General features: G+C 66.4%; 15 protein-coding genes. 12 read left to right on the top strand and 3 right to left on the bottom strand.

The genetic code is table 11. The annotated features are described in order from the left end of the window. Positions 1–164: 164 nt before the first annotated feature. The 3 genes from wrbA to J2S53_RS03385 all read left to right on the top strand — a co-directional run bounded on the left by wrbA (position 165) and on the right by J2S53_RS03385 (position 2,487). Entirely contained in the window at positions 165–779 is a 615-nt protein-coding gene (gene wrbA, locus J2S53_RS03375) for an NAD(P)H:quinone oxidoreductase (protein ID WP_456239713.1), read from the top strand. 119 nt (positions 780–898) lie between these two features. Beyond that, positions 899–1,867, top strand: coding sequence for a ring-cleaving dioxygenase (locus tag J2S53_RS03380; protein WP_456239714.1), 969 nt, complete (start codon positions 899–901; stop codon positions 1,865–1,867). Beyond that, on the top strand, positions 1,864–2,487 hold the full coding sequence (locus J2S53_RS03385; protein ID WP_456239715.1) for an alpha/beta hydrolase: 624 nt from the start codon (positions 1,864–1,866) through the stop codon (positions 2,485–2,487). Before J2S53_RS03380 ends, J2S53_RS03385 begins: the two co-directional genes overlap by 4 nt. Before the next feature lie 52 nt (positions 2,488–2,539). Here the strand turns inward: J2S53_RS03385 and J2S53_RS03390 are convergent, their stop codons facing one another. Next, positions 2,540–3,760 carry a hypothetical protein gene (locus tag J2S53_RS03390; RefSeq protein WP_456239716.1) on the bottom strand — a complete coding sequence of 407 codons (1,221 nt, stop codon included), beginning with the start codon at positions 3,758–3,760 and terminating at the stop codon, positions 2,540–2,542. 89 nt (positions 3,761–3,849) lie between these two features. Here J2S53_RS03390 and cysC point away from each other — a divergent pair, with 89 nt between their 5' ends. The 9 genes from cysC to J2S53_RS03435 all read left to right on the top strand — a co-directional run bounded on the left by cysC (position 3,850) and on the right by J2S53_RS03435 (position 12,168). Then, on the top strand, positions 3,850–4,422 hold the full coding sequence (gene cysC / locus J2S53_RS03395; RefSeq protein WP_456239717.1) for an adenylyl-sulfate kinase: 573 nt from the start codon (positions 3,850–3,852) through the stop codon (positions 4,420–4,422). Positions 4,423–4,655: 233 nt separating this feature from the next. Beyond that, a complete protein-coding gene (locus J2S53_RS03400) occupies positions 4,656–5,477 on the top strand; it encodes a CoA transferase subunit A (RefSeq protein ID WP_456239718.1) in 822 nt (273 codons plus the stop codon). Further along, positions 5,474–6,274 carry a CoA-transferase subunit beta gene (locus J2S53_RS03405; RefSeq protein WP_456239719.1) on the top strand — a complete coding sequence of 267 codons (801 nt, stop codon included), beginning with the start codon at positions 5,474–5,476 and terminating at the stop codon, positions 6,272–6,274. Before J2S53_RS03400 ends, J2S53_RS03405 begins: the two co-directional genes overlap by 4 nt. After that, positions 6,271–7,452 (top strand): thiolase family protein, encoded by a 1,182-nt coding sequence (locus tag J2S53_RS03410; protein ID WP_456239720.1) that lies wholly within the window; start codon positions 6,271–6,273, stop codon positions 7,450–7,452. Before J2S53_RS03405 ends, J2S53_RS03410 begins: the two co-directional genes overlap by 4 nt. Positions 7,453–7,475: 23 nt before the next feature. Further along, entirely contained in the window at positions 7,476–8,231 is a 756-nt protein-coding gene (gene pcaH, locus J2S53_RS03415) for a protocatechuate 3,4-dioxygenase subunit beta (protein WP_456239721.1), read from the top strand. Continuing rightward, a complete protein-coding gene (pcaG, locus tag J2S53_RS03420; protein ID WP_456239722.1) occupies positions 8,221–8,817 on the top strand; it encodes a protocatechuate 3,4-dioxygenase subunit alpha in 597 nt (198 codons plus the stop codon). Before pcaH ends, pcaG begins: the two co-directional genes overlap by 11 nt. Next, positions 8,789–10,180 carry a 3-carboxy-cis,cis-muconate cycloisomerase gene (pcaB, locus tag J2S53_RS03425; RefSeq protein ID WP_456239723.1) on the top strand — a complete coding sequence of 464 codons (1,392 nt, stop codon included), beginning with the start codon at positions 8,789–8,791 and terminating at the stop codon, positions 10,178–10,180. The genes pcaG and pcaB overlap by 29 nt, the downstream gene beginning before the upstream one ends. Further along, the gene (gene pcaDC / locus J2S53_RS03430) at positions 10,164–11,342 is read left to right on the top strand and encodes a bifunctional 3-oxoadipate enol-lactonase/4-carboxymuconolactone decarboxylase PcaDC (protein WP_456239724.1); all 1,179 of its coding nucleotides are present in this window, start codon (positions 10,164–10,166) and stop codon (positions 11,340–11,342) included. The genes pcaB and pcaDC overlap by 17 nt, the downstream gene beginning before the upstream one ends. Before the next feature lie 22 nt (positions 11,343–11,364). After that, positions 11,365–12,168 carry an IclR family transcriptional regulator domain-containing protein gene (locus J2S53_RS03435; protein WP_456242688.1) on the top strand — a complete coding sequence of 268 codons (804 nt, stop codon included), beginning with the start codon at positions 11,365–11,367 and terminating at the stop codon, positions 12,166–12,168. An 87-nt stretch (positions 12,169–12,255) separates the two neighbouring features. On the opposite strand, the gene J2S53_RS03440 is transcribed toward J2S53_RS03435, so the two are convergent. Continuing rightward, complete coding sequence (locus J2S53_RS03440) at positions 12,256–14,175, bottom strand: ABC transporter ATP-binding protein (RefSeq protein WP_456239725.1); 1,920 nt, start codon at positions 14,173–14,175, stop codon at positions 12,256–12,258. A 304-nt stretch (positions 14,176–14,479) separates the two neighbouring features. Further along, a complete protein-coding gene (locus tag J2S53_RS03445; protein WP_456239726.1) occupies positions 14,480–15,013 on the bottom strand; it encodes a hypothetical protein in 534 nt (177 codons plus the stop codon). Positions 15,014–15,256: the final 243 nt, after the last annotated feature.

Raw genomic sequence — 15,256 nt, forward strand, 5'->3', positions numbered from 1 at the left:
TGCCTTTCTTCGTGTGGCTGTTTCGTCTCCGTAGTCTAACGGCCACCAGATAAGCTTTTCCCAGAAGCTTCTTGCGAAGAAGATGATTTATGGTAGTATTCTTCTTGTGCGTAAGAAGGCGTCGACCACAGGGGCGACGCCCGGCATTCGAAGGAGTCGTACTGATGAGCGGTCCGGTCAAGCTCGCGGTCGTTTACTACTCGGCCACCGGCGTCGTCGCCGAAATAGCCAACGCGTTGGTCTCCGAAGCCGAAGCGGCCGGTGCCGAGGTCCGGTTGCGGCGAGTCGCCGAACTCGCTCCGGATGAGGCCGTGGACGCCAATCCCGCGTGGCGCGCGAATCTCGAAGCCACCAGGGCTGTCGCCGAGGTGACCCCCGACGACCTGGTCTGGGCCGATGCCGTGATCTTCGGTAGCCCCACGCGCTACGGCAACGTGGCGGCCCAGCTCAAGCAGTTCATCGACTCGCTGGGACCGCAGTGGCAACAGGGGTTGCTCGCGGACAAGGTCTACAGCGGGTTCACCTCTACCTCGACCAAGCACGGTGGTCAGGAGTCCACGCTGCTCGCGTTGTACAACAGCGTGCACCACTTCGGCGGAATCCTGGTCAGCCCCGGTTACACCGATGGCTCGAAGTTCGTCGACGGCAATCCCTATGGAACCAGCCACGTCGACGGTCAGGGACAGTTCAAGGTCGACGGTGAGACCAGGCAAGCGGCGTCAGTGCAGGCTCGTCGAGTCGTCAACGTCGCCCGAGCCCTGCGGGCCGGCTCGGCCTGAGTACCGTGCGTGAGACCCGCCGGGAGCCGCGGGGTCGGTGCTGAGATCGGGCTCCGCCCCGTGCCCCGGCGGTCGATTCCGCGCCGAGCACCAATCGCTTCCTCGTTCGGAGGGCTGAAATGGGTATCGCCACCAGTGGGCTGCACCACGTGACCGCCATCGCGGGGAATCCGCAGCGCAACGCGGACTTCTACCTGCGTACTCTGGGGCTTCGGATGGTCAAGACCACCGTCAACTTCGACGATCCGGGCACCTACCACCTCTACTACGGTGACGAGTCCGGCCGGCCCGGCACGTTGATGACGTTCTTCCCGTTCCACGGAGCTCCACCCGGTAAGCACGGCAACGGTCAGGCCACCGCCACCGCCTTCTCCGTGCCGGAACGATCCATGGGTTGGTGGCAGCGCCACCTCACCGACGCCGGGGTCGAGGTCGGCCCGGTACAGTCCCGCGACGACGAGGAAACGTTGACCTTCCGGGATCCGGACGGGCTTGCCCTGTCGCTGGTCGCGCACCGGCAGCCGGATCCCCGTGCCCCCTGGGACAACGGCATCGTTCCGCCCGAACACGGCATTCGCGGGTTGCACTCGGTCTCGCTCTCCGTCGACGACGCGGACGCCACCGCCGGGATGCTGACCGGAATGGGGCTCTCGTTGACCGAGCGGCAGGGCGATCGTTTCCGCTTCGCGGCGGGTGACGGCGGTCCCGGCACCTACGTCGACGTGCTGGTGCGTCCCGGTGCCGAGCGAGGTCTGGTCGCCGCCGGTACCGTGCACCACGTGGCCTGGCGAGCGCCCGACGAGTCGACGCAGGCGGCCTGGCGTTCGGAACTGGTCGAGAGCGGTGTCTCGGTCACGTCCGTGTTGGATCGGCAGTACTTCCGGTCGGTGTACTTCCGCGAGCCGGGCGGAGCACTGCTGGAGATCGCAACCGACGAACCCGGCTTCACCGCCGACGAACCCCTGCTCGAACTGGGACGGGCACTCAAGCTCCCGCCATGGCTGGAACCCAGCAGGGAACAGATCGAGGCAGCACTGCCCCGACTGGACCTGCCGAGCGAGAACAATCCGGAAAGGCCGGTCTCATGAGCACTTCCGAACTGCCGCTCCGCCATGAGTTCACCGAAGGTGACCCGCGTTCACCGGTACTGCTGATGCTGCACGGGACAGGTGGCACGCCGCGTGACATGGCCCCGCTCGGATACCGGATCGATCCCGAAGCGGCGCTGCTGTCCCCCGCCGGCAGTGTTTCGGAGAACGGTGTGGCGCGGTGGTTCCACCGGTACGAGGAGGGAGTGTTCGACGAACAGGACGTCCTTCGCAGGGCCGGGGAACTGGCCGAGTTCGTCGAACAGGCTCGCGACCACTACGGCATAGCCGATCGCGGGTTGGTCGCCGTCGGATTCTCCAACGGCGCCAACATCGCCGCGGCGCTGACGCTGCTGCGCCCGGACGTGCTCACCGAAGCCGTGCTGTTCGCCGCGATGTCGCCGATCGTCGACACACCGCGTCACTCCCTGACCGACACCCGGGTGTGGATGTCCAACGGCGAACACGACCCCATGGCGCCGATGGCCTCGGTGAACCGACTCGTCGGCACGCTGCGTGACCGCGGGGCCGAGGTGACCACGCACCGCCATCCCGGCGGACACGACATCACGGCGGAAGCACTGCGGGAGGCAGCCGATTGGTTGCGTCAGCGTCACTGAACCGGTTTTCGTGCTGTCCGTGCGCTGAGCTCGTCGCGGTGCTTACGCGGGCTCACTGCTTCCCGCGGTGAGCCGCCGCCCGAAGCGAGATCCGCTTGATCCGGCGGTACGCTCCCAGGGCGATCCGCAGCGTCGGGTGCCGATCGCTGGACAGCACCAGGCTCTCCCGCAAGCCCGGAGCTTTTGATGCTTCCGGTGTCGGCGGAGCTTTCGGTTCCTGCTGCGCTCGTTGTCGCGCCGTCTCGCGTCCGATCACCTCCGCCAACGCCTCGATCGCCACTTCGGCCAGTTCGGCCGTATCGGGGTGATCCGGGACCACTTCGGGGCCGTCGGTTACGGCGGGACGGAGTTCATCGAGGTCACCGATCACCTCATAACCCCTTTCCGCCAGTGCCTCGGTAATCCGCTCGGACTGTTGTCGCAGCCATTCCCGGTGTTGTTCGGGTACTTCGAGCGGATTGCGGGCCTTGCGGCTTCCCAGGATCTCTTCCGCCAGGTTCCGCTTCACACGTAGGTCGTGCGTGGGCCAGTCGATGTTGCCGTTGAGCCGTTGGTTCAGGCGACGGATGAGTTCCGTCTCGGCTACGCCCAGTGAGCGGTTCCGCTGCTGCACCCGGGTGTCGTACTCCTCGGGGCGCAGTCCCAGGAGTTCGGCGAAGCGGTGCCATACGAGGTCGGTGGAACTGCCGGCGGGAGGCACCGTAACCACGTGGACCCGTTCGGGGGGGATCGACCGGCCCCATTTGGCCAGGATCTCGGGGACGTCCTGCCGGTGCCAGAACAGCTTGCTGAGCATGTCCGGTTCGGCGACCGTGCCCCGTACTCCGGCCACGAAGTCCTCGAACGATATGGTGTGCCGGTTTTTGACGTCCTCCTGCCACACGGCGGGTAGCTGACGCTGCAGGTCCCGCACCGTGCAGACCAGATGAACCTCGGCGAAGGAAAGATCGGCCATCGCGCGTTCGATCTGTTCCGGGGTGGCCGTGCAGAACAGCTCGTGCGAGATGACTACGGTCGCGGGCCCGTCTGCAGCCTGCTTGACCAGGTTTTCCCAGGCATTCGGGACGTTGTCGTCGAACCAGTCCACCTGGAACTGCGTGTTCTGCAGATCCATGGCAGCGTGAAAGTGCGCGTCGGGGCGAGTGCCCGGATAGTGAACGCCCGCCTCCCGCAGGGCCTCCCTGTTGTTCCAGAGGATCTCCTGCAGGTAGGTAGTTCCGGTCTTGGGGGAACCGATGTGTACGTAGACTCGGTTGGCGTCGGTGTCGCTCATGTGATCATCTTTCATGCGATTCCGGAATCGTGGAACACCCACCGGCATATTCGGTAAGGCCCCGACCTAGGCCAGTAGGGAGATGCGCTATGGGATCCTTGGGAGCCACGCTCTGGTTGACCGGGCTGCCCGGTGCCGGCAAGTCGACCATCGCGCAGGCGGTGGCCGAGTACTTGAGGCGGCGCGGTGGAAGGGTCCAGGTTCTCGACGGGGATCAGTTACGGACCAACCTATCGGCCGATCTGGGATTCACTCAGGCAGACCGGAACACGCACGTGCGCCGGACCGGATTCGTGGCTCAATTGCTGGCCACGCACGGTGTCACAGTGCTGGTCCCGGTTATCGCCCCTTACAGCACCGCGAGGGACGATGTGCGTGCCCAGCACGACAGCCTGGGATGCCCCTATCTCGAAGTACACGTCGCCACTCCGGTCACCGAGTGCATGCGGCGTGACCCGAAGGGCCTCTACGGACGAGCCGCCGCTGGTGAGCTGTCCGGCCTGACCGGTTACGACGCGGCGTATCAGGATCCGGTGGATCCTGATCTGTGGTTGGACACCAGTACCACCGACATCACAGCTGCTCGGGACGCCGTGCTCGGGATGTTGTCGCGCAGGGTGGGACTTCCGCTTCCCGGTTTGGAGACAGTGGGCGAGTACTGATCCGTCCGGGCGCGCTGAGTGAACTCCCGGTGGTCCGCTGACCACCGGGAGTTTTTCGTGTCCGGGCGCGCGTGGCCACGCTGCCCTCCCGGGGTTTCGTTTCCGACGCGATATTGACCCGCGTGCTGTCGCTCAATTATGTTCGCAGGAAGCACGAACGTTCTCTTTGCGAACAAACCGTGGGTGTCGTTGTGAGTTCGGACACCAAGCGAAACCGCTGAACGGGGTGACCAGTGGCACGCATACTGCAGCTCGACACGGCCGTGGCCGAGCTGGTCAACGACGGTGACACCGTCGCGTTGGAAGGTTTTACGCATCTCATCCCGGTGGCGGCGGGGCACGAGATCATTCGTGCGGGCCGACGTGATCTCACGCTGTGCAGGATGACGCCCGATGTCGTCTACGATCAGCTGATCGGCGCAGGCTGCGCACGTAAGCTCGTGTTCTCCTGGGGTGGAAACCCCGGCGTCGGTTCACTGCACCGCTTCCGGGACGCGATCCAGCACTCCTGGCCCGTGCCGTTGGAGATCGAGGAGCACAGTCACGCCGGGATGGCCAACCGCTATGTCGCGGGTGCCTCCGGTCTGCCGTTCGCCGTGCTGCGGGGGTACGCGGGGACCGACCTGCCGGAGCACACCGACACGATCAGCACGGTGCGCTGTCCGTTCACCGGTGAGGAACTGGCGGCTGTGGCCGCGCTCAACCCCGATGTCGGCATCGTCCACGCGCAGCGTGCCGATCGTGCGGGCAACGTGCAGTTCTGGGGTATCACGGGAGTGCAGAAGGAAACCGTGTTGGCCTCGGTACGTTCGCTGGTGACCGTGGAGGAGATGGTCGACGAATTGCCGGAACAGCCCGGAGCCGTGGTGCTGCCGAGCTGGGCGGTCACCGCCGTGGCAGAGGTTCCCGGCGGTGCACACCCTTCCTACGCCCAGGGTTACTCCGAACGGGACAACGCCTACTACCAGGACTGGGACGCGATCAGCAGGGACCGCGATCGGTTCCGCGAGTGGTTGGACAGCGAGATCCACGAGCCGGAGAGGAGCGCCCGATGACCGGGGAGCTGTCAGAGACACCGACAACCTCGGAATTCACCTCGGACGAGATGATGACCGTGGCCGCTTCACGGTCGCTGCACGACGAGTCGGTGTGTTTCGTGGGGATCGGATTGCCGAGCACGGCTGCCAACCTCGCGCGCCGCACACATGCGCCCGAACTGGTTCTGATCTACGAGTCCGGGACGTTGGGTACCAAACCGCAGCGGCTGCCGCTGTCCATCGGAGACGGAGTGCTCGCGGAGACGGCCGATTCGGTGGTCGGTGTTCCCGAGATCTTCAACTACTGGTTGCAGCCGGGACGAGTGGACGTCGGATTCCTGGGCGGTGCTCAGGTCGACCGGTACGGCAACATCAACACCACCGTGATCGGTGACGAGTACGAAGACCCCAAGGTTCGATTGCCGGGTGCCGGCGGGGCGCCGGAGATAGCCACCTCCTGCGGCGAAGTGCTCATCGTGATGCGGCACAGCCCGCGTGCCTTCGTTCCCGACGTGGACTTCATCACCTCCGTGGGGTACGGAAGGGACGGCGCGGCCCGAGCGCGATTGGGACTGCCGGGACGCGGTCCGGTCAAGGTCATCACGGACCTCGGTGTGCTGCGACCCGACGAGGGAACGAACGAACTGACACTGACCGGACTGGCTCCCGGGGTCGAGGTGGAACAGGTCCGCGCGGCTACCGGTTGGCCGCTTCGCGTCGCCGAGGAACTCGGCGTGCAGCATCCTCCCACCGATCGGGAACTGCGGATCCTGCGGGAACTCAAAGCTACTGTCGGGAATGGAGAGTCTTCTTGAGCGACGAGGTGTACGTACTCGAAGCGGTTCGCACCCCCGTGGGGCGTTACGGCAAGGGATTGGCCGAGGTGCGTCCCGACGATCTGGCCGCCCACACGATCAGGGCTCTCCTCGAGAGGGTTCCCGGACTGGACCCGGCACGGATACACGACGTGCTGTTCGGTGACGCCAACGGTGCGGGCGAGGACAACCGCAACGTGGCCCGCATGGCGACCCTGCTGGCCGGGCTCCCGACGAGCGTCGCGGGGGCGACGGTCAACCGGCTGTGCGGCTCCGGCCTGGAAGCGGTGATCGAGGCCAGTCGAATCGTGCAGACCGGTGACGGGGATCTGGTGCTGGCGGGCGGCGTCGAGTCCATGAGTCGCGCCCCCTGGGTACTGCCGAAGCCGGGGCGCGCCTATCCACGGGGACACGAGACGCTGCACTCCACCACACTCGGCTGGCGGATGATCAATCCCGAGATGCCCCCCGAATGGACCATTTCACTCGGGGAGAGTGCCGAGCTGTTGGCCGACAAGTACGGTATCGGTCGCGCCGAGCAGGACGCCTTCGCCGTACGCAGCCACCAGCGGGCGGCGGCCGCCTGGGAGCAGGGGCTTTTCGAGGACGAGGTCGTGCCGGTGCCGGGTACGGACCTCACCAGGGACGAGGGGGTGCGTGCCGACACCTCGGAGGAAGCGCTCGGCAAGCTCAAGCCCGCCTTCCGGGCTGATGGCACTGTTACGGCGGGCAACTCGTCCCCGCTCAACGACGGATCCGCCGCTGTACTGCTCGGAAGCCGTGCCGCTGCTGACGAGGTCGGTGCCGAACCGCTGGCACGGGTCGTCAGCCGCGGGGTGGCGGCGGTGGACCCCGACGTATTCGGGATCGGTCCCGTGCGTGCCGCGCGTACCGCGCTGCGACGTGCGGGGATCGGTTGGGGCGATCTCACCGCTGTCGAGCTCAACGAGGCGTTCGCCTCCCAGTCGCTCGCCTGTCTGGCCGAGTGGCCGGAACTGGACCCGGAGATAGTCAATCAACGTGGTGGTGCGATCGCTCTCGGACACCCGCTGGGCGCTTCCGGTGCGCGGATCCTGACCAGCCTCGCGCATCAGCTGCGTCGGGCGGGAGGTGGCTGGGGACTGGCCGCTATCTGCATCGGCGTCGGTCAAGGCCTCGCGGTCGTCCTGCACGCATGAACCGGTAATCATCAGGAGCGAGCATGTCCACCGACTCGATCGGCAAACCGTCGGATCGATTGATCCTGCCCAAGTACGAGCGCGACGATGCCAGCCATCCCGCGCTGGACACCACGGAGTACTTTTCGACGTCGCTGCGCAGCCCGCTTCGTCCACTGCAGTTGCTGCCACAGAATCTCACCGAGATCACTGGTCCGGTACTCGGGCACGAGCGAGTCGGTGAGACCGACCACGACCTGACCGTGCAGCACGGGGGCGAACCGCTGGGCGAGCGAATCGTGGTCAGCGGCAGGGTCGTGGACTCGGACGGCAAACCGGTGCCACACGCTCTCGTCGAAATCTGGCAGGCGAACGCCTCCGGCCGCTACCGCCACGCTGGTGATCGCCACCCGGCTCCGCTGGACCCCAATTTCTCCGGCACGGGCCGGTGCATGACCGACGAGAACGGTCACTACCGATTCGTCACCATCAAACCGGGTGCCTATCCGTGGCGCAACCACGACAACGCCTGGCGTCCCGCCCACATACATTTCTCGCTGTTCGGGCGTGCCTTCACCCAGCGCCTGGTCACCCAGATGTACTTCCCGGGCGATCCGTTGTTCTACCAGGACCCGATCTTCCAGTCGGTGCGTGACCCGAAAGCGCGCGAGCGGATGATCTGTGAGTTCGACCTGGACAGCACGATTCCGGAGTGGGCGCTGTCGTACCACTTCGACATCGTGCTGCGTGGCAGTCACGCCACTCCCTTCGAAGAGGACGAGGACGACGATGACGACTGAGCGATCCGTTGAGGTGACTCACGTTTCCCGGCCGGCCACCACCCCGTCGCAGACGGTGGGACCGTTCTTCGCGCTGCCGGGAGGTCTGCCGTGGCCGGACGGGCCCGAACTCCTCCCTCCGGAAGCCCCCGAGGCGGTGATGCTGCGTGGCCGGTTGTCGGACGGTGCGGGGGAGCCGATTCCCGACGGGTTGATCGAGATCTGGCAGGCGGACGAGCGGGGCGGGTTCGCGCATCCGGACGATCCCCGGCAACAGACCACGGACTTCCCCGGTTTCGGGCGGTGTGCCACCGGGCCGGACGGGGAGTTCTGGTTCCGCACCGTCAAGCCGGCCGCGTTGCCCACTCCGGCAGGGGAGACGGAGGCCCCGCACATCAACGTCACGGTACTGGCCCGCGGGTTGCTGGACCGTGTCGTGACCCGGATCTACTTCCCGGACGAACCCGCGGCCAACGCCGTCGATCCCGTGTTGTCCGGTGTCGATCCCGCCCGAAGGGATACCCTGGTCGCGACGGCGACGGCCGACGGCTTCCGATTCGATATCCGGTTGCAGGGTGATGACGAGACCATCTTCTTCGCGGTCTGAGACCGCCACTGGACTGTTCACTCCCACGTTCGTCACCGAGGGGTTCGACGAACTCACCGCGCCTGCCGCCTGGTTGCGGGCCATGCTCGACTTCGAGGGTGCGTTGGCCCTCGCCCAGGCGGACGTTGGCCTGGTGCCCACCGCGGTGGCCGAGGAGATCGCCGATCGGTGCCGCCGGAGCGAGGATTTCGACGTCGACTCGACAGCCCGGCGTGCGGCGGACTCGGCGACTCCGGTCATACCGCTGGTCAAGGACCTCACCGCCGGGGTGAGCGCGGAAGCGGGCGCGTACGTGCACCGCGGTGCCACCAGCCAGGACGTGGTGGACACCGCCGCGATGCTGGTGGCACGGGAAGCCGTTCGCGCGTCGTTGCGTGAGCTGCGCGTGGTCGCCGACGAGTGTGCTCGGCTGGCCGAGGAGCATCGCCACACTCTGATCACCGGCCGTACTCTGCTGCAGCACGCCCTGCCGACCACTTTCGGGCGCAAGGCCGCCGGCTGGCTCGTCGCGGTGATCGAAGCGGCCGAGGGGCTTGCCGGGATATGGCGACACAGGTTGGCGGTGCAGTTCGGAGGCCCGGTGGGCACACTGGCGACGTTCGGCTCGGACGGTGTGCGGGTGACCACCGCGTTGGCCGAACGACTCGGGCTGGCCGAACCCGTTCTGCCGTGGCACACCGACCGGACCCGTGTTGTCGACCTGGCGACCTCGTTGGGCACCGTGGCCGGTGCTCTGGGCAACATCGCGTTGGACGTCGAACTGGCCGCCCAGACCGAGGTCGGCGAGCTCGCCGAAGGCCGCTCCGGGGGGTCCTCGGCGATGCCGCACAAGCGCAACCCGGTTCGTGCCGTCCGGGTCAACGCGGCAGCTCGCCGGGCACCGGGCCTCGTGGCGACCCTGTTGAGCGCCGTGCCGCAGGAACACGAACGCGCGGCGGGTGCCTGGCAGGCGGAGTGGGAGCCGTTCAACGAGCTGTTGCGGTTGACCGGTTCGGCGGCGGCGGTAACCGGCGAGATGCTGGGCGAGCTCGAGGTCGACGCGGACAGGATGCGCTCCAATCTGGAGCTGTCCGGTGGAGTCCTGTTGACAGAGCGGATCTCCACGGCACTCGCCACGGAGCTCGGACCTGTCGTGGCGAGTGAGCTCGTCGGGGAACTCTCCCGGCGGGTGAGTCGTGACGGCAGTACCCTGCGCGCCGAGCTGTTGGCGGACGAAACCGTACGCGCGGTGTTGTCCGAACGAGATGTGTTGGACTTGACCGAGCCCGGCGACTATCTCGGTTCGGCGGACGAATTCATCGACCGCGCCCTGGCCGCCCACACACGCTGGAAGGAGACGAGTGCCGGTGATCCCGGACTATGAGCTGACCGGTCCGCCCCAGGCTCCCGTGTTGGTGCTGTCCAATTCGTTGGGTACCGACCGGACGATGTGGGACGAGCAATTGCCCGAGCTGTCGGGCCACTTCCGCGTGCTGCGTTACGACCAGCGTGGACACGGCAAGACTCCCGCCACTCCCGGACCGTACGATCTGGAAACTCTCGGGCGGGACGTGCTCGACCTGCTCGATCACCTCGATATCGCCGAAGCGCACTTCGCGGGCGTTTCACTCGGCGGTATGACCGGCATGTGGTTGGCGGTCAACGCCCCGGAGCGGATCGGTGGACTCGCTCTGCTGTGCACATCGGCGGAGCTCGGACCGCCCGAGAACTGGCGCGAACGGGCGGCGTTCGTGCGTGCCAACGGCACTCGGGAGATGGTCGACTCCACCCTCGATCGGTGGTTCACCGCGGAGTTCGCCTCCAGACCGGATGTCGTCACCAAGTACGGTGGAATGATCGCGGCGAGTGACGACGAGGGGTACGCCGGTTGCTGTGAGGCCATCGCGGGGATGAACCTGCGGGATCGGCTCGGCGGAATCACCGCCCCCACACTCGTGGTGGCGGGATATGATGATCCGGCGACACCACCGAAACACGCCGAACGCATCGTCGCCGGCGTCCCGGGCGCTCGGTTGTCCCTGCTGGAACGCGCCGCGCATCTGGCCAATGTCGAACAGGCCGAGCGGGTCAATCGCCTGCTCGTCGAACACTTCACACCGGAGGGCGAGGGGATGTCCACCACGTCCGGCGAACCCGTTTCCCCCGAGGTCACCGGCATCGGCATGACGGTGCGCAGGCAGGTGCTCGGCGACGAACACGTCGACAGGGCGATCGAACGAAAAACCGAGTTCACCGAGCCGTTCCAGGACTTCATAACCCGCTACGCGTGGGGAGAACTCTGGGCCTCGGAGGGAATGGATCGTCCGACCCGCAGTTGTGTGACCCTGGCGATTCTGGCCGCTACCGGGTGCCACGACGAGCTCGCGATGCACGTTCGAGCGGCACGCCGCAACGGCGTCGAACCTTCGACCATCAGAGAAGTACTGATGCACGTGGCCGTTTACGCCGGTGTTCCCAAAGCCAACAGTGCTTTCGCGCTTGCGGACCGGATTCTCGACGCGGAAGCCGACGAGAACGGTGCTTGACAGAACCGAGGCGGGGGTGGCTATGGAGTCCGAGGCCGATTCCGGAGTCGTGGGGCCGGTGCAGTCACTGACGCGTGGGCTGATGGTGATCCGCGCCTTCGACGAGACCAGGCCGGAGATGACGCTGAGTGAGGTCGCCCGTGTCACGGGGCTCTCACGTGCGGCGACTCGTAGGTTCCTGCACACGCTCGTGCGGTTGGGCTACGTCTGGACCGACGGTCGGCTGTTCGCGCTGACCCCCCGCGTGCTGGAGCTGGGATTCTCCTACCTGTCCAGTCTGTCGTTGCCGGAGATAGCGCAGCCGCACCTCGAACGGCTGGCCGCCCAGGTCCACGAGTCGGTCTCGGTGTCGGTCCTGGACGGGGACGACATCGTCTACGTGGGGCGCGTCCCCACCTCCCGGATCATGACCGTGGCGATCAACATCGGCACCCGCTTCCCCGCTTATGCCACCTCGATGGGGCGGGTGTTGCTGGCGAACCTGGGCGAGCAGGAGCTCACCGACTACCTGCGCCGGGTGCGTCCCGAACCGTTGGCGCCGCAGACCCTGACCAGCGTGGGTCCGCTCAGGCGGGAACTGGAACGTATCCGGACACAGGGATGGGCCGTGGTCGATCAGGAACTCGAAGCCGGGCTGCGTTCGCTGGCGGCCCCCATCCGGGACCGCACCGACAGTGTCGTCGCCGCGGTCAACGTCTCCTCCCACGCGAGCAGGACGAGTGCGGAGGACGCCCGAAACGAGCTGCTGCCACCGCTACTGGAGACGGCCGCCAAGATCGAGGCGGATCTACGGGTGGCTCCCCAGGCGGGCAGAACAGCCAGGTGACGGTTCCGGCCCGCCCGGTCGTCGAGCCCGGTTGTCGAGCCCGGCTGTCGAGCAGGGCTCCGGGATCGGGAGCCACTCCGTTCGTCATCACGCCCCCCGGAGGTGTGTGGTGGTTTCCCGGGGTGTTTCCCGGCCTCGGGAACCCTGCTCGTCGAACTGGGTCCGGTAAAGCTCGGCGTAGTGGCCGCCCCGTTCCAGCAGCTGTTCGTGGGTGCCCTGCTCGGCCACTCTTCCCTCGGCTATCACCAGAATGCGGTCAGCGCGGCGGATGGTGGCCAGTCGGTGGGCGATCACCACTGATGTACGTCCCGTAAGCGCCGTAAGCAGCGCCTGTTGCACGGCCGCCTCCGAACGGGAGTCCAGATGGGCGGTCGCCTCGTCGAGAACGACGATCGGCGGTTGTTTGAGCAGCAACCTGGCGATGGCCAGTCGCTGCTTCTCGCCGCCGGAGAGCCGGTAGCCGCGGTCCCCGACGACGGTGTCCAGCCCTTCGGGCAGTTCGTCCAGCAGTTCTTCGAGCTGCGCGGTCCGCAGCACTCGGTACAACTCCGTGTCGGTGGCACCGGGCGCGGCGTAGGCGAGGTTCGCCCGGATGGTGTCGTGGAACAGGTGGGCTTCCTGCGTGACCATGCCGATGGTCGAGTACAGCGAGGACAGCGTGACGTTCCGGATGTCGTGCCCGCCGACCCGAACACCGCCGGAGTCCACCTCGTACAACCGTCCGGCCAGATGGCCGATCGTGGTTTTGCCCGCCCCGGAATGCCCGACCAGCGCGATCATCTCGCCCGGTTCGGCCCGGAACGTGACGTCGTGCAGCACCTGCTGTGCCGGACCGCTCTCCGTACGGGCCACCGATTCCAGTGAGGCCAGGGAGACCTCCTCGGGACCGGGATAGTGGAACGAGACCGAGTCGAATTCGAGGCTCGTTGAGTCGCGCGGCAGCTCGATCGCGTCCTCCCGTTCGCGGATCATCGGCGGCAGATCCAACACTTCGAAGACCCGGTGGAAACTGACCAGCGCGGTCATCACGTCGACGTGCACGTTGGACAGTGATGTCAGCGGACCGTAGAGCCGGGTGAGCAGCGTCGTCAGCGCCACCAGGGTTCCCAGCTGCAGCGAACCACCGATCACCAGCGTTCCGCCGAGTCCGTAGGTCACCGCCGTCGCCAGCGCGGCCACCAACGTGAGTCCGACGAAGAACACCCTGCTGTACATGGCCGAGAGCACTCCGAGGTCTCGGACCCGTTCGGCCTTGCGGGCGAACTGCTCGGTTTCCTCGTCGGCCCTGCCGTAGAGCTTGGTCAGCATCGCCCCGCCGACCCCGAACCGCTCCGTCATCAGGGAACTCATCTCGGCGTCCACGGCCATCTGTTCCCGAGTGACGCGTTGCAGACGCTTGCCTATCCACCGCACCGGGAACAGGAACAGCGGCAGCAGGGCCAGCGCGATCAGCGTGATCTGCCAGGACAGCGCGAACATCGCCGCCAGTACCAGCACCAGGCTCAGTACGTTCGACACCACCGCCGACAGCGTGCTGGTCAACGCGCGTTGCGCTCCGATGACGTCGTTGTTGAGCCTGCTGGTAAGCGCTCCGGTCTGTGCACGCACGAAGAACGCCAGCGGCATCCGCTGCACGTGGTCGAACACGTCCCGGCGCAGGTCGTAGATGAGCCCTTCCCCCAGACGGGAGGAAAACCAGCGTTGCAGCAGCGTGAGCACCGCTTCCAGCAGCGCGACCCCGGCAACCCCCACCGACAGCCAGACGACCACGTTCAGTCTCCCCGGCACGATGCCGCGATCGATGATCGCTTTGAACAGTAGCGGGGTAACCACTCCCAGCACGGCTGTGGCCGCGACCACGAGCAGAAACGGAACGATGATCCGTGTGTAGGGACGCGCGTAGCCGAGGATGCGTTTCGCCAGTCCCGGTGGGAGACGCTGTCTGGTCACCGAGCTGTCCCTGGTGAGTGAACGCATCGTCGCCCAACTCACTCCGCCGTTGTCCATGCGAGACCTTCCGTGCTGCCGAAAACGATCCGTCGGAATCCTGCGAATTCGAGTTCGCTCGAAGTCAATGTTCCACGGGAGCGAACGCCGGAGGAACCCGTTCCGGGTTGGTCGTGTCGCCCCGGCCGTGATGCTTGCCGTCGCACAGGTGGTGTGTCGACCCGAGGACTTCGTTCCACCGCGCGGCGAACGAGGCTTCGTTACACCTGTCCGCCTTGTCCTCCGCCGCTGCGGGGAGAGCGTGGTTTTCGGACTGGTGAGTTCTTGTGAGCGGGTGACCTGAGATCGATCAGGGGCTCAACCGTTACGCCGGCGGGTCGGCTCGGTACGCGTGCCCGTCGACCTGTCTCAGGGACACGGTTCGCCCGGCGGCCAGAGCGGCGATGCTTATGGCGATCACGAGGGCGAGCCAAGCCGAGGCCCCCGCTGATTGGTCGTCGCTCGTGGTGCCCACAAACACCCCGAACAACACAGCGGCAGTACCCGCGAGAACGGCCAGGCTCGCATGCGCCGGCATGCTGGCCGATGTCGGGGCACACGCGCCCAGGCACGCTACAGCCAGCGCCACAAGCACCACAGGCACCACGCCGATCACGCCGACGGAGTCCGGATCCACCAGCTCGAACAATCGGAACAACCCGGTGGTTTTCTCGTAGTCTCGGTACTCTTGCGAGTGCAGCCACGGTCCACCGGACAACGCCAACAGCACGCTGCCCAGGGCCGCGTACAGTATCCGGAAGCGCACCGCCTGCGCATCAGCTACAGCGGAGTCCCGATAGGCGGCGAGCCGGCTCTTGAGCTCCTCGATCTCGTGGTCGCGGTCTGAGGTACTCGGCATACGTGCATCCTATGTGGCGGCGAGCAGCGCACTGGTCCCGAACCATCGGTACGAAGTGGATTTCCGCACACGGCTGGTGTGGCCCGGAGGCGAGTCAATCCACGCGGAAGCTCTCATCGCCGTACCTCTCCGGTGCACGAGGTCGGCCGAGCGCGGACAGCGCGCCGAGCCGGGCAGCGGAGGCCTTCCGGAAATCTTGCGGCGGGACGGCCACGCATCCGTCCCGCCGCACGATCCGTACCG

Origin of the sequence: Actinopolyspora lacussalsi, from assembly GCA_030803735.1 — a bacterium.
GTDB lineage: Bacteria > Actinomycetota > Actinomycetes > Mycobacteriales > Pseudonocardiaceae > Actinopolyspora > Actinopolyspora lacussalsi.